General features: G+C 29.7%; 19 protein-coding genes, 1 other RNA gene and 1 riboswitch. Of the genes, 11 read left to right on the forward strand and 9 right to left on the reverse strand.

Features of this window, described 5'->3' with window-relative positions; all coding sequences use genetic code 11:
* The first annotated feature begins 287 nt into the window (after positions 1 to 287).
* Both N4A55_RS10010 and N4A55_RS10015 read left to right on the forward strand, forming a co-directional pair.
* Positions 288 to 1,745, forward strand: a complete 1,458-nt coding sequence (locus N4A55_RS10010; protein WP_293755727.1) for a M56 family metallopeptidase — start codon at positions 288 to 290, stop codon at positions 1,743 to 1,745.
* A gap of 11 nt (positions 1,746 to 1,756) precedes the next feature.
* On the forward strand, positions 1,757 to 2,344 hold the full coding sequence (locus tag N4A55_RS10015; RefSeq protein WP_293755729.1) for a hypothetical protein: 588 nt from the start codon (positions 1,757 to 1,759) through the stop codon (positions 2,342 to 2,344).
* A 60-nt stretch (positions 2,345 to 2,404) separates the two neighbouring features.
* On the opposite strand, the gene N4A55_RS10020 is transcribed toward N4A55_RS10015, so the two are convergent.
* The 6 genes from N4A55_RS10020 to tadA all read right to left on the reverse strand — a co-directional run bounded on the left by N4A55_RS10020 (position 2,405) and on the right by tadA (position 7,060).
* On the reverse strand, positions 2,405 to 2,782 hold the full coding sequence (locus tag N4A55_RS10020) for a BlaI/MecI/CopY family transcriptional regulator (RefSeq protein ID WP_293755731.1): 378 nt from the start codon (positions 2,780 to 2,782) through the stop codon (positions 2,405 to 2,407).
* Positions 2,783 to 2,972: 190 nt separating this feature from the next.
* A complete protein-coding gene (gene recR / locus N4A55_RS10025) occupies positions 2,973 to 3,572 on the reverse strand; it encodes a recombination mediator RecR (RefSeq protein ID WP_293755732.1) in 600 nt (199 codons plus the stop codon).
* A 12-nt stretch (positions 3,573 to 3,584) separates the two neighbouring features.
* Complete coding sequence (locus N4A55_RS10030; RefSeq protein WP_293755734.1) at positions 3,585 to 3,929, reverse strand: YbaB/EbfC family nucleoid-associated protein; 345 nt, start codon at positions 3,927 to 3,929, stop codon at positions 3,585 to 3,587.
* Between the two features lie 249 nt (positions 3,930 to 4,178).
* Entirely contained in the window at positions 4,179 to 5,771 is a 1,593-nt protein-coding gene (dnaX, locus tag N4A55_RS10035; protein WP_293755736.1) for a DNA polymerase III subunit gamma/tau, read from the reverse strand.
* Between the two features lie 226 nt (positions 5,772 to 5,997).
* Positions 5,998 to 6,259: signal recognition particle sRNA large type (gene ffs, locus N4A55_RS10040), an RNA gene on the reverse strand.
* Between the two features lie 282 nt (positions 6,260 to 6,541).
* Positions 6,542 to 7,060 (reverse strand): tRNA adenosine(34) deaminase TadA, encoded by a 519-nt coding sequence (gene tadA, locus N4A55_RS10045; protein WP_293755738.1) that lies wholly within the window; start codon positions 7,058 to 7,060, stop codon positions 6,542 to 6,544.
* A gap of 106 nt (positions 7,061 to 7,166) precedes the next feature.
* Here tadA and N4A55_RS10050 point away from each other — a divergent pair, with 106 nt between their 5' ends.
* Genes N4A55_RS10050 through N4A55_RS10060 form a run of 3 tightly spaced genes read left to right on the forward strand, consistent with a single transcriptional unit; the run spans position 7,167 to position 9,169 of the window.
* On the forward strand, positions 7,167 to 7,592 hold the full coding sequence (locus tag N4A55_RS10050) for a DivIVA domain-containing protein (RefSeq protein ID WP_293755739.1): 426 nt from the start codon (positions 7,167 to 7,169) through the stop codon (positions 7,590 to 7,592).
* Positions 7,593 to 7,615: 23 nt separating this feature from the next.
* Entirely contained in the window at positions 7,616 to 8,308 is a 693-nt protein-coding gene (locus N4A55_RS10055) for an anaerobic ribonucleoside-triphosphate reductase activating protein (RefSeq protein WP_293755741.1), read from the forward strand.
* A complete protein-coding gene (locus tag N4A55_RS10060; RefSeq protein WP_293755743.1) occupies positions 8,309 to 9,169 on the forward strand; it encodes an AraC family transcriptional regulator in 861 nt (286 codons plus the stop codon).
* 105 nt (positions 9,170 to 9,274) lie between these two features.
* On the opposite strand, the gene N4A55_RS10065 is transcribed toward N4A55_RS10060, so the two are convergent.
* A complete protein-coding gene (locus N4A55_RS10065; RefSeq protein ID WP_293755745.1) occupies positions 9,275 to 10,441 on the reverse strand; it encodes a glycoside hydrolase family 88 protein in 1,167 nt (388 codons plus the stop codon).
* 302 nt (positions 10,442 to 10,743) lie between these two features.
* Here N4A55_RS10065 and N4A55_RS10070 point away from each other — a divergent pair, with 302 nt between their 5' ends.
* Positions 10,744 to 12,387: a response regulator transcription factor gene (locus N4A55_RS10070; RefSeq protein ID WP_293755747.1), complete on the forward strand. Its 1,644-nt coding sequence runs from the start codon at positions 10,744 to 10,746 to the stop codon at positions 12,385 to 12,387.
* 107 nt (positions 12,388 to 12,494) lie between these two features.
* On the opposite strand, the gene N4A55_RS10075 is transcribed toward N4A55_RS10070, so the two are convergent.
* Positions 12,495 to 16,784, reverse strand: a complete 4,290-nt coding sequence (locus tag N4A55_RS10075; RefSeq protein WP_293755750.1) for an AAA domain-containing protein — start codon at positions 16,782 to 16,784, stop codon at positions 12,495 to 12,497.
* A 212-nt stretch (positions 16,785 to 16,996) separates the two neighbouring features.
* On the opposite strand from N4A55_RS10075, the gene N4A55_RS10080 reads away from it, so the two are divergent.
* The 5 genes from N4A55_RS10080 (at position 16,997) to N4A55_RS10100 (ending at position 22,167) form a co-directional block, all read left to right on the forward strand.
* Positions 16,997 to 17,302, forward strand: a complete 306-nt coding sequence (locus tag N4A55_RS10080) for a hypothetical protein (RefSeq protein ID WP_293755753.1) — start codon at positions 16,997 to 16,999, stop codon at positions 17,300 to 17,302.
* 176 nt (positions 17,303 to 17,478) lie between these two features.
* Positions 17,479 to 19,227 carry a 5'-nucleotidase C-terminal domain-containing protein gene (locus tag N4A55_RS10085; RefSeq protein ID WP_293755756.1) on the forward strand — a complete coding sequence of 583 codons (1,749 nt, stop codon included), beginning with the start codon at positions 17,479 to 17,481 and terminating at the stop codon, positions 19,225 to 19,227.
* A gap of 70 nt (positions 19,228 to 19,297) precedes the next feature.
* Positions 19,298 to 20,470 (forward strand): YibE/F family protein, encoded by a 1,173-nt coding sequence (locus N4A55_RS10090; protein WP_293755759.1) that lies wholly within the window; start codon positions 19,298 to 19,300, stop codon positions 20,468 to 20,470.
* Positions 20,471 to 20,519: 49 nt separating this feature from the next.
* Positions 20,520 to 20,623, forward strand: a riboswitch (THF riboswitch).
* Positions 20,624 to 20,801: 178 nt separating this feature from the next.
* Positions 20,802 to 21,584, forward strand: coding sequence for an ECF transporter S component (locus tag N4A55_RS10095; RefSeq protein WP_293755762.1), 783 nt, complete (start codon positions 20,802 to 20,804; stop codon positions 21,582 to 21,584).
* Positions 21,585 to 21,606: 22 nt separating this feature from the next.
* Positions 21,607 to 22,167, forward strand: coding sequence for a GNAT family N-acetyltransferase (locus N4A55_RS10100; protein WP_293755765.1), 561 nt, complete (start codon positions 21,607 to 21,609; stop codon positions 22,165 to 22,167).
* 69 nt (positions 22,168 to 22,236) lie between these two features.
* Here N4A55_RS10100 and N4A55_RS10105 read toward each other — a convergent pair whose 3' ends face one another.
* On the reverse strand, positions 22,237 to 22,968 hold the full coding sequence (locus tag N4A55_RS10105) for a TIGR03915 family putative DNA repair protein (RefSeq protein WP_293755768.1): 732 nt from the start codon (positions 22,966 to 22,968) through the stop codon (positions 22,237 to 22,239).
* Positions 22,969 to 23,119 lie beyond the last annotated feature (151 nt).

A 23,119-nucleotide genomic window follows, 5' to 3' on the forward strand; every position in this document is an offset into this window, starting at 1 on the left:
AAATAACATTTGAAATAAGAGATTATAATGATTACACTCCTTATATCAATTAATAAATTTCTTATTCAAAAATAAAATTTACTATTATTAAAAATGATTACATATGTAGTCACTGTCTTTAATAAAATTTAGTTACTTATAAATATTACCATAAATACTTATAGATGTAAATACTGTTTTTGCCTATATATATTAAATAATGCATTAGCTCCTAGTTATTATAACGATTTATTCCATATCTATTGATTCTTTAGCTATTTCTTATATAATATATATTGGTGATTAATATGCTGAATCTAGATTATTTATTTAATGTATGTACTATAACCTCAATTAAAGGTATTATTCTTATTATTATAATTCTTTTACTGCAATATATATTTAAGAGAAACTTTACATCTAGATGGGTCTATACTCTATGGTCAGTGGTTATACTTCGATTACTGATACCTACTAGCCCTCTTGAAAATGTATTATCTCTGTATAATTTAGGAATAATCAAAAGATTAAGCTTTGATAAAGGTAATATTTTGTTAGGCAGACTAGGTACTTCTTATGATAGTTTTAAGTTTATCGGAGATAATATCCCTATAGACTCGTTTATCAATAGTGCTTTTTCATTAGACTGGAAACATTTGTTTGCAATTATTTGGATAATTGGTATTCTATTTTTCTTGTTAATTTTTACTTATATCAATATGAACATAATAATACTTTTCAGAAATTCTAATATATGTACCAATGAAAATATACTAAATATTATGAACGAATGTAAATCTCAAATAAATGTAAAGAAAAATACTAAGCTATATATTTCTTCTAACTTATCTTCACCTATGACTTATGGGATTGTATTTCCCAAAATAATTGTACCACAAGAGATAATTACTGGCTTAGACTGCATTGAGTTAAAATTCATATTTCTCCACGAACTAGTTCATATAAAAAGATATGATGTATTATTCAATATTCTAGGTATGCTAGTATGTATCTTACATTGGTTTAATCCTTTAGTATGGTACGTTTTCTTTAGAAGCAAAAAAGATTGTGAATTAGCTTGTGATGAAAGCGTATTAAAATATCTAAAAAAACATGAATATCATACTTATGGACTTACTCTGATACAGATACTGGAGCTAACTCTTGCAACAAAAATCAATAATACTATTGTAGCAAAGGCCCTTATAAACGATCGTTCTGAAGCTAATGCAAGAATACTTCAGATAAATAGTTTCAATAAAAAAAGTAAACCTGTAATTATTTTTTCCGCAATTATAATATTATTAATCGCATTATTAGGACTTAATGATGATACATGCACAAGACCTTCAATTACTTATCACAAACAAGATTTATATACATACTTACAAGTATCTGAACAAAATGTTTGTGTAAGTTATGGTATTCAACCTGTACATACTTTTTTATTGAAGACCAATGATATTCCTTACTATATTGTTTATTATAACGTACTTGGAGAAAAAGTACAATTTTGGTTTGATGGTACTGTTGGAAATGGTTCATCTAGAAAAACACTGGAAATCACAACTACTGGATATAAGGATATAAAACAGGGTATGTCTGAATCCATAGCACTTGAAATAGCCCAAGTTAATAATATGGAACTGATAAATAAGGATCTTACCAATTCATTTCATAAATATTTCTATGAAGACACAGACTGTAACGTAATGATACTCATTAACTCGAATAATGAAAAAGTTTATAGTATAACTATATATTAAGGTGGAATAAGATGAGATTAAAGAAAAAGATTTTTATTATATTATTGTTTTTAAATGTGTCTGTATTATTCTACTTTTTTGTGGTAGAAGATATATACATACAATATGATGATAATCCATTAGACCTAAGATCGGGGAATAATCTATTTAATAATATAACTCCCTTTGTAGATAATTCTTACAATGCTTTAATAACTGAGCGTACCATATCTACTGGAATGTATACTGATGCCAATTACAAGAATTTCTATGTAACTATAAAAATTCCAAGTAGTCATCTATTGTTAAAAAACAAAGATAACGTACATATAGAGTTTGAATCAAAACTACAAAAAACAAACGAATGGATTTCCAATAATAAATATATTATAAAAATGTATTATTATAAAGATGATAATTCCGACAATGACCCCATTCTGTTTTATAATAAAAAATGGGTAGGTTTAGATAAAATAGTATCTACCAAACAACTGATTCCAAAAGAAGCACATGGTAATTCCATATACATTCAATACGCTTCTGATTTAGGTTCTTTTTTATTCATGAAAAATGGTAATGATATACGTTTCTTCCATAATTACTTGTCAATAATAAGTTAATAATATTATTCTGCTTTGAATACCTTTACTGAGCCAAAAATAAAACTCATGAATAGAGTTTTATTTTTTATTTTCATCCTCATTGAGTAGATCTTTTAATACATCTATATCCTTCTGTGTTAGCTTATTGTTCTTAACGAAATTAGATACCAAAAGTCCTATCGAACCTTTGTATACTTTATTAATGAATTTATTAGTTACTTCTTTGACACATTCCTCTTTAGATAATAGAGGATAGTACATATTGAATTTTTCCTTTTCTATGGCTAATACTTTTTTATCCACCAATCTTCTTATTAGAGTCCTTACTGTCTTATCACTCCAAGAAGTTTTCAGTTCTAACTTTTTGATGATGTCATACGCTCTTATCTTCTTATTATCCCATACTACCTCCATTACTTCCCATTCGGCGTCAGAGATCCTATTGTCTGTTTTCATTATTTATCATCCCTTATTATTTAATCTATACTAAGTTATGTTACTATTATACACTATTTTTATATTAATAACTAATAACTTAATCATATAAGATTTTAAGCGTAATAGAAAGTAGTACTTTGGTCTTAATAAAAACAAAAATCATAATTAAAACAACTTTTAATTATGATTTTCATATATAAGTATATTATTATAATTCTATTCTTCCTTCTAATGCCCTTGATAATGTTACTTCATCAACATATTCCAAGTCTCCGCCAATAGGTACACCATTAGCAATTCTAGATACCCTTATCTGTAAGGGTTTTATTAATTTACTTAGATACATTGCAGTAGCTTCTCCTTCTACTGTTGAATTGGTAGCAAGTATAACTTCTTTAACAGTATCAGATGATAGTCTTGTCAACAGTTCTTTTATCTTAAGGTCCGATGGTCCTATTCCAATCATAGGTGAAATTGCTCCATGAAGTATATGATATACTCCTTTGTACTGTTTTGTTCTTTCATAGGCAGCCATATCCCTAGAATCTTCTACTACCATTATAGTATCTAAATCTCTTTTTGGACTGCTACAAATAGGACATAGCTCTGCATCTGTAATTGTACAACACTTGCTACAGTACTTAACATGTTTCTTAGCATCAACTATTGCACTTGATAATCTTTCTGCTTGTTCTACTGGCATATTAATTATATGAAAAGCTAATCTCTGAGCTGTCTTACTTCCAATACCAGGTAATCTTGATAGTTCTTCTATTAACTTTCCTATTTGATTTCCAAAGTAGTCCATTATATCATCCTTCTAGAATAATCCTGGCATGTTTAATCCACCAGTAACTTTTGACATTTGCTGGTTAACCTTCTCATCAGCTGTACGCATAGCTTCGTTAACAGCAGCAAGAATTAGGTCTTCTAACATTTCTACGTCATCTTCATCTACTACTTCAGGGTTTATGTTTACTTTTGTAACTTCTTTTTTACCAGTTACTGTTACTGTTACTGCTCCACCGCCTGCTGAAGCCTCAAACACCTGATTATCTAGATCTTCTTGCATTTCTTGCATTTTCTTTTGCATCTTTTGTGCTTGTTTCATTAAATTGTTCATATTATTAGGCATTCCGCCTCCAAAGCCGCCTCTTTTTGCCATAGTGAAAAATCCTCCTTAAATTAATAATTCAATAATAATTGATAATTTTTTGTTTTATTTATAGAATCTTAACATCCAACTTATCTTTTGACGTCATTTCTTCATATTCTTGTTAATAATTTCTAACCCAATGTATATTTTACTAATAAAAACATCTTATGACAAGTACTTTTTATTAACATTATCAACATAGATAATATACTTACGTGAGGTTGTATTCCTTCATTATGTTCATCTTACTTATTGTTTTTATAGAATCTCAACATCCAAATTAACCTTTGCCACAATTTCTCCATAATTGTTTTCTACCTTATTCGTCTTTTCAGTCGAAGTTCCACCACTTAACATCTTGTATTCATCTGCGTCGATAATCTTAAGATCAAATTGCTTATTACCTATATTCTGTAACTCACAATTAACTTTACTGATAATAGCCTCTTGGGATAAGTACTCCTTACCTACATCATCTTTACAAACAATATATAAACATCCATCCATAAATATGGGCTTTGCATCGCATATTAGTGCTTTTCCAATACCACTAAAATGTTCTACAAATTTATCCCAATTATTAATAACTTTTTTAATATCTTCTGGAACCGCCTTGGATAAAGGTTTCATCTTATGCACCTTTTTTTTCACTGGCTCATTGATATTTACTTTACTTTGTGTCTGTACAATTTGGACACCTTTTTCCAATTTTTCTTCTAGATCCTTAATACGTTCTAATAAGCCCATTGCAGAATTATCCATAGAAGGTTGACATAACTTCATAAGTTCAACTTCTAATAGAATTCTTTTCCTAGATGAATATTTAATCTTCGCTTCTAGTTCAGAGAATACTTTTATATAGTATATTAATTCATTCTCTGTAACTCTGTCTGCCTGAACCTTAATTTCCTCAATATTCTCCTTAGACATATCTAATATCTGCATACCATCTTTTACTGATTTTAGGACTAGTATATTTCTCAAGTGATTTATCAAATCCATAATGAACTGATTAATATCTCTTCCCTGCATTATTACGGATTCTGTTAATTCCATACATTTCTTAGCATCTTTTTTGTTTATTGCATCTATCATATCAATGAAAATACTAGTATCAACTGCTCCAAGAACTTCTAATAATTTTTCTATAGTTATTTCTTGCCCCAGATAGAAAGCTATACATTGATCTAGTATACTCAGTGCATCACGCATAGAACCATCTGCTACTTTTGCTATATATCTAATTGCTTTTTTTTCTATATCAATATGTTCCTCATTCATATAAAAAGCAAGTGTATCAGAGATTGTCTGTATGGATATTCTTTTGAAATCATATCTTTGACACCTTGATAGAATTGTTGCAGGTATCTTGTGAGGTTCTGTCGTTGCAAGTATGAATATAACATGCTCTGGAGGTTCTTCTAGTGTCTTTAAAAGTGCATTAAAGGCTCCTGTTGAAAGCATATGAACCTCATCAATTATATATACCTTGTATTTACCTTGTGTAGGTGTGTATTTGACTTCTTCTCTAATCTCTCTAATATTATCTACACCATTATTAGAAGCGGCATCTATTTCAATAATATTCATACTACGATTCTCATTGATGGTTCTACAAACCGAACATTCATTACAAGGACTTCCCTCTACAGGTGTCTCACAATTGACAGCCTTTGCGAATATTTTAGCAGTTGAAGTCTTACCAGTACCTCTTGTACCGCAAAATAAATAGGCATGTGCTATTCTATTTGCCATTATCTGATTGCTCAATGTCTTAACTATATGTTCTTGTCCCATCACGCCCTCAAAACCTTTTGGACGCCATTTTCTATAAAGAGCTGTATATGACATGATTACACTTCCTTCTAAACATCTAAGAGATTATTTCTCATCAAAACTTTTCTAGTCTGCACACTTATATTAAATTATATCACAAAAAACATACTTGTTAAACATATACACAAATTTTGGATTCTCCAAACTCTTTTTCTGACTTACTTGTACTATATTTAAAAAAACTAATTTAAAAAAGGCTACTAATAATTACTAGTCAGCCTCATAAATTCACATAATTAAACCGTGCACCGCACATCGACAAATATTCATAAGCGTTACCTCTATAGTTAGCTCAAATCAGGCAACCTTACGGCACACAGGAGGTTCTACTTAGTGCTGCTTCCTTCCAGACCTGACACGGTTCATAGATTCCTGTTGCGTAAGACCCAATCATCATCGCCACTTTTAAAGGGCAGCCTTACAAAATAAATGCCTCCGATTGGCAACACCCCTGCTATAGCGGATTGCAGGTATAGGGCACCGCTAACTCCCCGGCTGCACGGAAACTTTATATTATTCATATTAAAATCATATGAGACTCTAATATGATAATTCACTTTTATAATATAAGTATAAGCTAATAGGTCAATAATATACTTTATATTGTATCGAATAGTATATATGTTTTTTGCCCATATGTCAACTGGAATATTATATATTTCATCAATTTTTAATCTTATGTTTGGCTTATTACCTATCCTTGGCATCCTGCTTAAGGTTTAGTTACATATATTAACCTGATTTATCTAATAATTTATTAAGTGATTTTTATCTAGTATAAAAAATTATTTGTTCTTTTCTCTTAATTTTTTAAAAAAATCTTTTAATAATTTACTACTTTCCTCTTCCAGTACTTCTCTAGTTATGTCAACTTGATGATTAAATCTTTCCTCTTCTAATAAGTTTATTATAGATCCTGCGCATCCTGCTTTTTTGTTATAAGCTGCCATTACAACTCTAGGTATTCTAGCTTGTACTATGGCTCCAGCACACATAGGACACGGCTCCAATGTGATATACATTGTACAATCATCTAGTCTCCAATCCCCCACTACTTTGGAAGCTTCATTTATAGCTAATATCTCTGCATGAGCTAGTGTATTTTTATCTGTATTTCTTCTATTAAAAGCTTTTGCAATTATTTCATCATCTTTAACTATTACTGTACCTATAGGAACTTCATCTATATCATATGCCTTTTTTGCTTGTTCAAGTGCTTCATTCATATATTCTATGTCTTTATTAGTTTGCACACCCTCACCTACATTTCTTCTACCTTGAATTATTGAAACATTTTCTTGCATTTTCCCTTAGATAATGCTACCATTATTATAAAATAACTGTGCGATAAAAACAATGATATACTATAACATTTTAACATAAAATAAGGTTAATTCTAAGGAGGTTATTATGTCTACTTCATTCAATATGGTAAAAAAAGGTTACGACCCTAAAGAAGTACAAGAATACATACAACTATTAGAAAAAGAATTAGCAACTTACAAGAATAAGGAAGAATTTATTTCAAGAGCTCTAGTTGAGGCACAAGTTTCTGCTAAGAATGTAGTGGAACAAGCGAAAGAGCAAGCATTACAGATTGAAGAGGATGCAAAACTCAAACTTGAACACATTAAAGAAAGAATTACACAATCTAAGGATAAGATTTATCAATTTGAAGAGGAATATGCAAATTTTACTAAAAGATTTGAAGCTTCCTTTAATAAGAATGAACTTAATAAATTACTTACAAGTTTAGATTCTATATATACATCTTTAGAAGTAAGTCAATCTTTGAATGAAGAACCTACAGAAGATGTAATTAACTCTGCAGTATAATTTAAGATTAGGAGTTTATATATATGAATATAAAAGGGTTTACAAAAACAACTTTATTAGATTATCCTGGACATATTGCATCCACTATATTTACTGGTGGATGTAATTTTAATTGTCCTTATTGTCATAATGGAGATTTAGTTATCGCTCATAAGGACATGGATAATATTACTGAACAGAGTGTACTAGCTCATATAAAAAAACGCTGTGGTATAATTAACAATATATGTATAAGTGGCGGAGAACCAACATTACAACCTGATTTGATTAGTTTCCTACGGAAAATTAAAGAATATTCCATAAAAATAAAGCTTGATACCAATGGAACCAATCCTAGTGTGATTAAATCAGCTTACGAAAATGATTTAATAGATTACATAGCCCTTGATATAAAAAATAGTAAGAATAAATATGCTCTTACATGTGATAGAAAAATTAACATTACTGATATTGAAAAATCTGTAAATTATATAAAAACCTGTGGTATAGATTATGAATTTCGAACCACTGTTATAAAAGAATTCCATACTATAGATGATATAGTTAGTATTGGTGATTGGTTAAATGGTAGTAAAAGATTTTATATTCAACAGTATGTTGAAAGCGATAAACAAATAAAACAAGGTTTCCATGCTTACAGCCATAAAACATTAATGAATTTTAAAAATCATGTTGAACCTTATTTTGAATCAGTATCTATTCGAGGAGTTGGTTAGATGGTTAGTAATTCTGGTTATTCTGAAAATAATCAAGAACCTTTAGGTTACAAATCCGACGATCAATTTTTCATTGTCAACAGTTGTGGTAATGACAAATTTTATAATACTAGTTTTTGGCAGAGAAGGTTTAACGGAAGAAAAGATTATTATCTAATATATGTTAAAAAAGGTGTTCTATCATGTAATATCAATTGTACTCCATATAAAATTAATAAAGGTGAAGTAATTATTATAGATCCTGACATATCCCATGAAATATATTATTCAGATAAAGTATATCATGAAATCTTTTGGGTTAATTTTACTGGCTATGGAGTTATTGATGTATTACAACAACTACATCTAATTTGCCAAAATATCTATTCTGTTAAAGATTGTCCAGTAATTGATAACCTTTTTTTAAATATAATAAAAGAACTTCAAATTAAAAGCAAATCATATATCATAATATGTAGTGGATACCTTGTTGAATTGCTGACAACTATCTCTAGATGCAAAAAAAATTGTCATGGTAATACCCATGCCAGTGAATTTGAATTACATAAAATCATGAATTATCTAAATGAAAGTTACCACCATCAACATACAGTAGAAGAACTGGCTAATAAGTGTAATCTATCACCCTACTATTTTATAAGGAAATTCAAAAAAATATCTGGTTATTCACCACAAAAATATTTATTAAGAATACGTATGGAAAATGCTAAGAAAATGCTTGTAGAATCAAATCTTAATATTGGTGAAATCGGAACTATGGTTGGATTTAAGAACGCATTATATTTCAGCAAAGCTTTTAAAGAGTTTGTTGGTATAAGTCCTTCTCAATATAGGAAGATATCACAGGATATAAAAGAATAAAATGAAATAAGAATACTTATTAAAGCTAAAGCTATCAAAGGTACATGATAGCTTTAGCATGAGACGAGTAAATCTAGCTTTTAAGGAATAGGTCAAAATAAATGCTTACCAATAAAGCTCCCAATCTTTTACAAGTCTTGTAAGTGCTTCAAAATAAAAGTAGTCTCCCCAAGTGTTGCATTCATCAACTCCAAAATTCTCACAAGGATTATTAGGCGATTTTCTAGCATATACACCATGTAAAAGCTGACCATTTGAGAATTTAGCATCTTTCACACTGTAATTATCTATAAGAGATTTTAATATTTTCAAAGCAACATCTTTGTAATACTCGCTTTCAGATTCCTTTAGATATTTAGACATTTCAAGCATTCCACATACAGCAATTGCTGCCGCAGAACTATCCCGTGGCTCATCACTTCCATCTGTAAAATCAAAGTCCCAATATGGAATTAAGTCTTTTGGCAAATTATTAATAAAATAATCTGTAATATCCTTGAAAACCTTAATATATTCATTGTTCTTAGTATATTTATAACTAAGTGCTACACCATAAATACCCCATGCTTGTCCTCTTGACCACGCAGAGCCATCTCTATTACCTTGTTTTGTGACTCCTTTTATAGGTTCTCCTGTTTTTACATCAAAAAAGTATGTGTGATAAGTTGATTTATTATCACGCATTATATTCTTTAGAGATGTTTTAATATGTTTCTTGGCTATGTCAGCATATTTATCATCCCCGGTTACTTCCGTTGACCAGTAGAGTAAAGGCAAATTCAAAAGACAATCAATTATTAAACGGTAATTATCTTCTGCACCAAGTTCTCCCCATGCTTGTATAAACTCTCCCACAGGTTGATACCTTGAAATCAAATTATTAGCTGCGAGAAGTGCTGCTTTTTTACCATTATTATTTTGCGTAAGTTTATAGGCAGCTACACAAGAAAGACTATATAAAAAACCCATATCATGATTATCTATATCTATTCTCTTTTCAATTCGATTGAGAAAGCTCTCTACTTGAATTTCAGCAGCTTTCTTAAATTTTTCATCCTTAGTATGCTCAAATGCTAGCCATATTTCACCAGTCCAAAATCCTGAAGTCCAGCTTATATTCTCTTGTGGTCTATAAAAATTATCTATACTAGCATCTACCTTAAACTTATAAGTAAATTCTGGCAAACATCTTTCTACTTGATTGATAGCATTGTCTATAGCTTTTTTTACTTCACTATCTGTGACTTTTTCATACTTTAATAAATCTATCATAGCATATATCCTTTCTCTATTATCCTTTTAATCCTGAAGATGCAAAACTTCAGCTACCATAATAAGTCTATAGTCAGAATATTAAGAAATAAACCTTCTTATACCTAATTGAATTATTTTATTTATTTCAGAATTGTTTTTACCGCATTTTTTTTGTATAATATTACTATACTAGATTATATTTTGTTAGTGAACTTATAATCTTATGATGATATAATCAAATTTTTAAATTTATAAAATTTTACTAATATAATTTCTATTTTATAATAATATTTTTTGATAACCAATTGAGGAGTAGACATATGGATAAAAAATTGATTTATAAAGTTTTACTTGTAGATGATGAACTTATTATTTTATCTGGATTAAAATTTTTAATTAATTGGGAAGCTATCAGCTGTGAGATAATAGATACTGCAAGCAATGGACAAGAAGCGTTAAGAATTATAAAAGAACAATCCCCTGATATTGTAATCTGTGATATTAATATCCCAGTATTTGATGGTTTAGAAGTTTTAAAACAAGCAAATGAGTTCAATAAAAATATAGTCTTTATAATGCTTACAAATCATCAAGATTTTCATCTTGCACAACAGGCTCTTAAGTACAAAGCAGTGGATTATATACTAAAAACTAATTTACAGCCGAAACTTCTTACACAAGCAATTGAAAATGCACAACATGAATTAAATAAAAGAAAAAAAATAAATAAAATAGATTTTGTAGAAAGTTACATAAATAAAAATGAAAAAAAAATGGTAAAAAATAGCTTATTAAATATTTTAAACAGCACTGTAAATGATAGGTATTCTCTAGTTGAACAATTCAAAATATGCGAATCTGCGGGTATTTTTGAATCATATTCAATAATGCAGATTTATATAAATAATCCAGATATTGTTAATATCAACCTATTCTCCGCAGAAGATAAAAATAAGCTAGTGGAGTGTGAAAAAGATATTATCAATAAAATATTCAAGAATTTCTTTGAGCATTATATCATATTAGATTACGGTAGTAGTTCTGTACTTGCAATTATATCAAATCATCCTAATATGGAAAAAGAATATATAAGGCATTTTTATAGAAAACTATTGACAACTTCAAAAAACATTCTCGAAACATCCGTTGATATTGCTATAACACAAGTTTTTAATGCTAGAAAAGATATTTACTCATGCATTGAACAATTAAAGCAAATAAATAACTTCTATTATTATAATAATACAAATATTGTTTTTTATGATGAAATAAATCAGAAACTCTATAATGGCAGTTTTGATATATCTAATATCATTAATGATTTGAGTAAGGCATTAACAACTCATAATACAGAAAATATTAATAATGTATTTGAAAAACTTATAGATCTATTAATTTCTTCAAAACCCAAAAAGCAAAATGCTATAAATTGTTGTATTAGAATATATAATTATACAATGGTCACTTTACAGTCTCTTGACAACCAAAAAGCTTTTAATGAAAGCTTTAGTAATAGTGCTGATACGATAAATAAGTTAATGTCTCTTGGTACTTTTGAAGATGTTATTCTATGGATCAAAGAATTAAATAACACTATTATTAATTATAATTTATTAGTTGCATCAAAGAGCAATAATTTAATCAACAGTGCTAAAGAATTTATACTAGAGCATATAGATACTAAACTAACATTAAATTCCGTAGCAAATTATTTAAATATTTCACCAAGTTACTTATCTTACCTTTTTAAAAAAGAATGTAATCGTAATTTTGTAGATTATATAAATCAATTAAAAATAGAAAAAGCTTGTAACTTATTAAATAAAAAACAATACTTAATATATGAAATAGCATATATGTTAGGATTTGATAACGCCTATTACTTTACTAAAATATTCAGAAAATATAAGGGTGTTACCCCAAAAGAATATCTACAAAAAATTAATGGAGACCTTAATGTATAATTTTTCTACACTGATAATACTGAACTGATAATACTGATTTGGGTTCTCAGCACATTAATTGTTCCCCTGTGATAGGTCTTGTACTGTACGAGACCCATCACAGGATATTATTTACTGGGCAATCTATTAACTCTCCTATTATTATCTTTTTTCTTATCTATTCCTACGATTTTATATTCAAATTCTTGATACACAAATCTTTCCTCTATTCCTCTTTGTAATAAATCTTTGCTAAAATTACTCATTATATTTTTATTATAGGGATTAGATTCAATATCTACTTCAAAAACTTCCTTAGACATATTATCTTGTACATATACTCTATCTCCAAACCATACTGTTTGTTCTGGATGAAAGTCTCCTTGCAATTCAACATTTTCTACATTTTGTTCATCCTTTTCAACTATAGTTTGTTCATTACTATCATTTTCTTTCATTTTACCTTTTATGAATTCAATTCTATCAATTACATTATTTACAACCTTCTCGGAATCCTTCCACCAATCTAAGCTCCATATCCTGTATAGATTCCAACCTCTTGATTCTAGAAATCTCTTTCTATGGATATCACGTTCTCTTGTAGAAGGCTGGTTATAATAAGAATAACCGTCGCATTCAATTCCTAGTAAGTATCTAGAACTATCTTTGTCATATACTGCCAAGTCGATTTTATAATCAGAGACTCCCACGTTTTTCTCTACAAGATATCCTTTATCTTTTAACTTAGCATATAACTTGGATGTAGTATTATCCATATCATCTGCTTTTTTATCCCTATCTTTTGTAAATACCAACTCTCTTAGGACATTTTCTGCTTCAGCATTTTCTTTAGAAGATACTTCTCTAGCATACTGAAGATAGTTTTTGAATAATTTTGCTCCCATATTTTTTGTTCCTTCTACTCTTAATTCTTCTGGTTCAATAGAAGTTATCACATATATCTTTTCCTTAGCACGGCTAATAGCAACGTTTAATCTATTTTCGCCCCCGTCTTGTGATAGAGCACCGAAGTTCACAGAAACTTTGCCAGATTCATTAGGAGCATAACCTATTGAGAATATAATTATATCTCTTTCATCCCCCTGGACATTTTCAATATTTTTGACGAATATACTAACATCTTCATTTCCGTTCTTACGATTCTTTTCATGGTTATACAGCTTTTTGAACTCTTTGTCATAGTTTCCTCTAGTATCCAATAAATCGCTGATTAGATCTTTTTGGGTCACGTTGAATGTGATAATTCCTATAGTCTCATTGTTTTTTCTTGTTTTCAATATTGAACCTACCAAGTCCACTACTTTACTTGCTTCTGCATTATTTTTCCTCTCTATCCACTTACCATCGACTTTTATTCTTTCTATTGGAGAAGGCTTATTACTTCTTATGTTAACTATGTTAGGGGATATATTAAGATTACCACCATAAAAAGCATAGTTAGAAAAGTTTATAAGTTCCTCATATCTAGAACGATAGTGATAGTTAAGGTGTACTGAAGGATAATTAATCTTAGCAAGGTCTAAGAGACTTTCTTCTTCGAATGCCGCTGCAGTTTCTATAGTAGCTAGTTCTTCGTCAAAATCATCATATCTTGTCATAAATGTAGAACTTGGTTTTAACTGCTTATCATCCCCAGTTACCACAACTTGTTTTCCTCTATATATGGTAGGTATTGCATTTTCAACGTACATTTGAGAAGCTTCATCAAATATTATCATATCGAACATACCCTCTCTTAGAGGTAATATATCAGAAACAGTTTCTGGGCTAAGAAGCCAGCATGGGAAAACAGTCAATAGAAGTTCACTGAATTCAATGACATATTTTCTGATTGGCCATGTCTTACGTTTTTTCTCGGCTTGTCTCTTAAATTCCTTAAAAAGAGGTGTATCAACAAACAACTGCAACTTATCGTTCCATTTACTTTTTATCAGGTCAGCAGTAAGACCATTCTTTTCCTTCATCAAATTATCAATTTCTTGTATAGTCTCTTGGTACATGGAAAAATGAAGATAAAAATCGTTATATTCTTTTGTTTTTTCTATATCATTAATATGTATCAACGTTGTAAAAGGAATTATATTACTTAGTACTTCATTAATGTTACCATGATCTTTTACTGCACTTATAGCATAATCCAGTATTTTTATTTGGAGATTGGATAAATTGTCTATTCTATTTTTTAATCCATAAAACACTTCAATATTATCAGCTGCTTCTTTTATTTTTTTGAGGTCACTGATAATATCAAATTCTAGTACGAATTTTTCACATAATGAGTTGAATATATCTTCTCTTATTACTGGTTTCAATTCTTTTAACATAGCTATTACTTCATTGATTATTATGCCATACTTAATGAATAGCTTCTCAAGGTCAGTTTTTTTTCCTTCAAAAGTCAGCATATTTTTCTCGTATTCTTCTTTTTTGCTTTTATGTTTTATCCAATGATTGGGACTCCACCATTTCTTATCTTCATTTTGCTCTACCAACTGACCATTAACCTGTTGATTTGTCATATGAGCATGATTGATTACCTGTTGTTTGGTTACTCCAAACCCATTTTCAGCATACAATCTCCCTACTTTTTCTAAGTTATCTAGCTCTATTTTTGGTATTTCACTGTTGATTTTATCAGTAATCCTAATAATGGTATCTTGTAATTCTTGTATTTCAATAAAATCTAGTTTTCTTACAAAAGTATCGAGCATGGGATTTTCTTTACACATTTCTTTGTAACTGATATAGGTCTGTGCAATTATATCATTAAATTCTATACCATCCATAGCTTCTCGTAATTCTTGATATTTAGTATTTTCAAAAGGGTTGTCCTTACGAAAACTGATATAGCTTTCATATCTTATATCTTCTGTTGAGGTTATAGCTTCTGAGCATGCATACATGTCATGAAGAGTTATACCGTATTCTCTTTCTTTATGAAGTATTTTTGCCATATTTGTTAGATAGCTTATCTTTCCATCAATTGCAGATGCATCATCATCAATCTTAAGGTTAAGGGAGTTGTCGAAATCCATTGCTTCTGTACTAATGCATTCACATACTTTTCTATAGAAATCTCTCTTATTCTTGTTGGCATCATGTATTAGGGCAATCTTTTGATTAATATCCGCTAATCTATTATATATTACATCTAGGGCAGCTCTTTTTTGAGATACCATCAAGACTTTTTTCCCTTTGGCTAGAGAGTCACATATAATATTAGCTATGGTTTGGGATTTACCTGTTCCTGGAGGTCCATATATAACTAAATTACTTTTCTCATTAGTACTTAAGACTGCATTTTCTTGACTATTATCAAGTGAAGATAAGAAGTAAACTTCTTTTTCTGATAACTGTTTTACTTTTTCATCTGATTTTTTGACAGGTTCATCAGATACATTCTCATCTTCTTTGTTCATCAGTAGTAGTTCAAGTACTTCATTGTATAACTCTTCCTGCTCTAGATATTGATAATCAGTATATATGGAGTTAGATAATGGAAATTGCCCTAATACCATATAGTTTTTCAATATCAATTCTCCCGCTTCATAGCTAGGCAGTTTTGCATTAGTGTAATCAACAAATTTTTCAATATCTCTTTTACCCGTATCTTCTATATTTATTTTATTATCATAAAGATATTTTATTAGTCCAGAGACTGCATCATCAGAGAATTGTTCTAGTGATGAGAACTCCATGTCTAATTCTGTTATCTTGGATTCATTGAACTTGCAATAAGCAAATATGAATACTTTATTTATTAATATCTCTTGGTCAATAATATTGGAAAGCTGCCAATTATTACTAACTTTTTCTAGTTTTACAGGAAACATAAAAAGTGGGGCTCTAACAAAGGTTGTGTCATTGAATCTTCCCTCAACAAATGGATAGCTTAGATATAATTCATATTTTCCTGTTTCTTTTTCTACTGCATCAATTTCTCTAAGCAAGTAGTTAATGTTGTTAGAGTAACTAATCATCTTTTCAATCTTATCATCTATCTTTTTCTTGCTCGCAATTAATTCCATATCATATTTATCATTGATTTCTTGTTTTCTAATAGCGAGTACTTGTTTTTCTTCTTCAGATACATCATTTAATTCTTTTATTATCTCTTCAAGAGCTAATAATTCCTGTTTTCTATTATTGGCAATTTGCTTTTCTGAAGCTTTTACATCTTCATTTCTTATCTTGTAAGGGTCGTCAATAATTATTTTCTTTCCTTTTTCCCTGTTTATTAGAAAATTGGTAAGTTCATTATTTATGTTTTTATCTAATTCAATCAACCTTGATATATCGAATGATCTTTTTTTATGTATTTTCTTGAGAACCAGACTTCTATTTCTTCCGCTTAAGTTAATTAACCTGTCTTTATATGTTTTTAGAATATCTTTCACCTAATATTACCCCCTGCTAAGTAGATAAATTGATATTTATTGCTTACTAATGGTTTTATTATATCAAAATTATAGCTTATTACAAATAATTTAAGATAGATTTTTCCTAAGCTGACTAACTCTTTGTCATAATAGCGACTTTAGATTACGTAATATTCACAGATAATATGGTTAAACTAGATATTGATAACACTGTTAGAAGGGAGCATATCATGTTAAATAGTATATATGAAACACGTACAAGATTAGATGAAGGTTACCATATCTCATTAACAATGCCAAAAGAAGAATACACAGTTATTTATGGAAATGATATTAATGAACAACATGCTACTGAGATTATTAATGATTATCTACAACATAGAGATGATGACGGTGAAGCTTATGACATCAAGATATATGACCATGATACCAGTAATTTGATTGAGATAGAAGCTCAGTTGAATTATATAGGAAATGAGCATACTGATTATAGTAAATCTCATGGAGAATTGTTTTCAAATAATGCCAATGAATAATATACTAAGGGGCTTAATTAATTAAATTTTCAGCCCCATTTTTCCCTTATAAAGGACTCATGTCCATTGACTGCTGTCGGGAATTATACTATAATTATAGTACTTGGAGATATTATAATTTATATCTTTTAATATATTCAAGTATATCATAATTAAATATCATTGGGAGGATTATTATGAAAAACAGAGTAAGAAAGTTATTAAGTATGTTATTAGTTCTAACCGTAGTATTTAATCTACACACTGTATTCATGTATGCAGGCGAAGACGCTTCAACACCAACAAATACTGACACAACCTTACCAGCAGTCAATCAGCTAGAAAATGTAATTGACATATTAACTGTCAACGACTTTCACGGAAATGTAAAAGAAAGTGGTAAAAACATAGGAATGTCTAAAATGGTTCGTTATATTAATGATCAAAAAGCTATAAATCCTAATACCATTGTAGTTTCTGGTGGAGATAATTACCAAGGAACAGCTCTCTCTAATCTAACATATGGTGCTCCTGTTAATGAGATGTTTAAAGGAATGGATGTTCTTGCATCAGCAGTAGGGAACCATGAATTTGACTGGGGTGTAGATAGAATTAAGCAATGGGCAAAAGATGGTAATTTTACTTTCCTGGCTTCTAATATCTACGATAAAACAACCAATAAACCTGTAACTTGGGCCAAGCCTTATCTAATTCATGAAATAGCTAATAAAAAGATTGCTTTTATTGGTCTTTCCACTATAGAAACAGCTCATAAAACTAAAGTAGATAATGTAGCTACTCTAGAATTCAAACCAGCTGACGAGGCTGCTAAGATTTGGGTAGATTATCTACAAGCTGGTAAAGCTGAAGAAGGAACTCCAGATATAATAATCGCCCTAACTCATGTTCCTACATGGCAGGATAATTATGGTGAAAATCCTGAAACTCCTATAACTGGTGATGAAATCAATGCTCTATGTCAAGTTGAAGGACTTGACGGGGTTATAACAGGTCATTCGCATAAGACAGTAGCTGGTTATATCAATGATAAACCTGTTGTTCAAGCGTATAAATATGGTAGAGCAGTTGGTAAAATATCTATTAAACTAAATGAAGATGGTACAGTAAAATCCATTACTCCATCTGTAGATTCTGTTTATAAAAATTCTAAAGACCTACTTGAAGAGCCAGAAACCAAAGAAGTATATGATAAATACGAAGAAGATTTTGCTCCAATAGCTGACGAAGTGGTAGGCCAGTTAAAAGGGCGTTTGTCACATGATACTAATAACGTTACTCCACTAGGCTATTATGTTACAGATGTCATGAGAAAATCTGCTAATGCCCAAATAGGATTAACTAATGGTGGTGGTCTTAGAAGAAGTCTTGAAGAAGGCGACATTACTATGGGAGATCTATACGAGGTAATACCTTTTGATAATACTTTAGTTACAATGGAAGTAACAGGTTCTCTACTTAAATCATTAGTAAATCATGGAATTGACGCAGCTGACATGGTAGACGGTCAATTTGCTGGATTAAAAGTTATATATGACCCTAATTCAGAATATGAAAAAAGAATAATCAGCATTACATTAGAAGATGGTACTCCATTAGATATGAATAAAAAATATTCATTGGTAACTAATGATTTCGCAGCTACTGGTGGAGATAAATACAACTTTGAAGGTGCTGAAAAAGTTGTAGATACATTTGTTCCTATAAGAGATGAACTTGTTAAAGCAATAAAAGCAAAAGGTACAGTTGTGGCTCCTACCATAAACGTAATATCAACTATAAGTACTTATAAAATTAAAGCTGGTGATGTTCTATGGAAAATAGCTAAGGTATATAATACTACTTATAAGGAACTAGCTAAATTAAACAACTTAAAGAATCCTCATAAAATATATACTGGAAAAACATTATTAGTACCCGTTAACTAATTAGTACTTAGTAAGGGGCTGTATCATAATACAGCCCCTTTTCTTAACCTTGAACAAGGAGAAAAATGACATGAAATGTAGATTATTAGTTCTGATTATACTTACTTCATTGTTCTTGACCTCATGTAGTTCAAAACCTATAGGTGATATTACTAAAGATGAAAAATACGGGGGTCTTGCTGCATATTATGAAGAAGATATGGAAAAACCTGAATATGACGTAGTCAAAGCAAAAGTTATTAGAGTAGATAGAGATGATACTACTCTTGAACGTCCTGACATCCCTATTGAACAAGACATTAGATATCAGCATCTTTATATTAGGATATTACAAGGCAAACATAGAGGTGAAGAATACTCTGTGAGGAATACAGTTGAGATGGTTAACCCCTATAGATTGGTTTTTAAAACAGGAGACAAAATGTATATCTATGTTTATGAAACGGATAAAGGCACAGTTGGAAATATACATATATATGAACGTTGTAGAGACAGTGCGATCTTTATTCTTGTGATTTCTTTCTTAATATTATTAGTTGTTGTTGGAGGATTGAAAGGACTAAAATCAGTAATTACCCTTACTTTTACTATAATATTGATAGCTTTTGTCATGTTACCACTTATTCTGAGAGGTTTTAATCCTTTGATAGTAACAGTAGGAATCATATCCGTAACTACTACCTTTACATTACTTATAATAAGCGGATGGAATAAGAAAACAAGAACAGCTATTCTAGGTACTGTAGGCGGAGTTCTAATTGCTGCACTTGCTGCTGGTCTTGTTGGTAAAGTTGCCATGCTTACTGGACTTGGTGATGAACAAGCTAGAATGCTAGCATATATTCCTCAGAACAGGCACTTGGATTTCAAAGGAATCTTATTGTCTGGTATTATAATAGGTGCTCTAGGAGCTGTTATGGATGTTTCTCTATCAATAGCTTCATCTATGTGGGAAATTGAAGACAATACACCTAAAATATCAACTAATCGATTAATAAAATCAGGTATGAACATTGGCAAAGATATAATGGGGTCTATGTCCAATACATTGATATTAGCTTATGTTGGAGGTTCAATACATCTCTTATTGTTATTTATCGCTTATGATATAACTATAATTGAAATCTTGAATATGGATATGATAGTCTCAGAAATCGTAAGGGCAGTAGCAGGAAGTATAGGCCTTATTTCAGCTATCCCATTAACTACTTGGATAGGAGGCACATTAGGAAGAAAGAAATAATTTTTTATAGACAACCAATACTTTATTCTATATAATATACTTGTACTGTAGCAGAGCAGATATTATGCGTTAAGTGTTAGAGGATGGGAAGTTTCCTCTAAACGAAAAACCTGCATTTTGTTAGGTTTGCGGTGTGATATTGTTTCCGCTGTTACATAGAGAATAAATGTATGATTAATACCTTTTTTCTTTTTATGTAACAGATACTATGTAAAAAGAAAGGGGGTTTTTTGTTTATGCAAAATAATACGAAAACCATTTATGTGATTCTTTTATGATTATTTTCGGAATTATATGATTAATTATCCATAAAATTATAGGAGGCACATAAATGAATAGATCAAAATCAAGTTATTATGTAAAAGTAATTGTACAGACAGGTTTACTAATCGCTATTGCACAAATTGTTAAGATGTTCAGCACTTATCTCTATTTTGCAGGAGCACCAGCAATTAGAATTAGTTTTTCAGGTCCTTTTACCAAGATGCCTGGTATCTTATTTGGCCCTGTTGTTGGTGGTATTAGTGCTGGTCTTTCTGATATTATAGGCTATCTTATTAAACCACAAGGAGCGTATATTCCTTGGTTAACTGTTACATCTATATTAGGTGGTGTTCTCACACCTCTAATCTGGAAAGGCTTAAGGAATATCGAAATCAGAAAGCTACAAACCATATGTATTATCGTTTTTTCAGTCATTGGTCTACTTGGTATATTTAATCATATTCAACTTACTTACTATGGAACTGGTACTTGGGCTAAATATATATCATCTATTGGCAAAACCACTACTTTTGCGACTGTTTTATTAATAGCTACTTCTCTAGTAGGATTTTTATTGCTATTGATAGATCGTATCATTCAAAAGAGCTATAATCAACTTAATATATATAATAATTTCTTAAAATTAATTATATCTGTAGGCATACCAGGATTATTAGTAACTACGATTAATACTCAACTTCTTAGAATATTTATTCCTGTATTATCTAAAAAAGCTTTTATGGCTTTTTTACTACCTAGAATTGTAGAAGAATTATTTATGACAGTTTATATATCATATATGTTGTCCCTATTGCTTTATTTATATAATAATTTATTTAAAAACAAATAATTAGCTATTAGAGGTATGAGTAATGAAAAAGATATATTCAACAAATAGATTAGTACTTCGAACTATTGATACATCCTTCACTAAGAAGGTATTAGACTATTATACACATAACAAAGATTTTTTGAAGTATTGGGAACCAAAACGTGAACAAAACTTTTATAAACCTATGACACACAGAAAAACTATTCGAAGAGAACAAGATTTAATTAATAGTCTATCTATGCTTAGACTTTGGATTTTCAAGAAAGAGGATACTAGTTTTGAGAGAATTATAGGAACATTAGCTTTCTCTAATATTGTTAGAGGTTGTTTTCAATCATGTTTTTTAGGCTATAAGCTTGATAAAGATGAAGTTAACAAAGGTTATATGTCAGAAGCTCTTAAAAAAGGAATAGAAGTAATATTTCAAGACTATAAACTTCACCGTATAGAAGCTAATATTATGCCCAGAAATGAGGCCTCTATAAATTTAGTAAAAAAATTAGGATTCACTAATGAAGGCTTATCAAAGAAATATCTTAAGATCAATGATATATGGGAGAATCACTATCATATGGTATTGTTAAATGAAGATATGGAATAGAATGTAATCAATAAGGAAGTTTATTTATATAAAAAAAGCATTGATTAAATCCTCTGAACAATGCTTTTTTTAATTATTGAACTCAACAATATTTTTCCTATATCTAGTGGGAACGAGTTGTCTTTGTAATACTAGATTTTTTCTCTCATTGATTCCTATATGCTCAAAATAGCCTTTCCACATCTCTTGGAAATTTCTTTCTCTATCTGAAATAGCTATATCTTCCTGATACTCAAAATCTGTTATCATCCATTCTCTTTTATTATATATAACTGCTTTATTACGCTTTTTGTCATGAATAATGAACTTCTCATTTTTCATTCTATCTGCGAAATGATCAGCAAGTAACTCAATCACATCATTATCAGGTGTTAACTGTGCATACAACACATCTCCCACCTCTTGGAATCTTAATAAACCTAACAGTCTATGCCTTTCCTTTGATACTTTGGAAGATAGGTTGTGAACATTATTAACATCCTTATGAGTATGATCGTTATCTATTTTATAACCTATCTTGAATCCTAATTCTAGGTATTTTAATATATAGCAATCTTTTTTATACTCATTAGATAAGAACGTATAATAGACGTTTTTCATAGCTTCATCGGATATCTTATTCCATATGGCAGTATATACTTTACCTGCTTTTTTATCATCAGTGGTAATAATAACTTCTTGTTCTAATAGTTGTATTTCATATCTGTTTTCATAATATATTCCTTTAGCTTTTTCAGTATAATAATGTTCGTATACACAAGTTAAGAGTCCATTAAATGTTCCATCATGTAGATACACCATATTATCAATCCTTTTATTAATTATTGCTATATATTAAGCTTCACCATCTATACGCCCATTTTATAATCAATATATTTTCTCTGATTTTATAAAGCCTAATAGAATTAAGTAATTGCTGTGTTATAGCAATCATTTAATTTAACTTGTAATA

Source organism: Vallitalea sp., from assembly GCF_025211055.1.
Classification (GTDB): Bacteria; Bacillota; Clostridia; order Lachnospirales; family Vallitaleaceae; genus Vallitalea.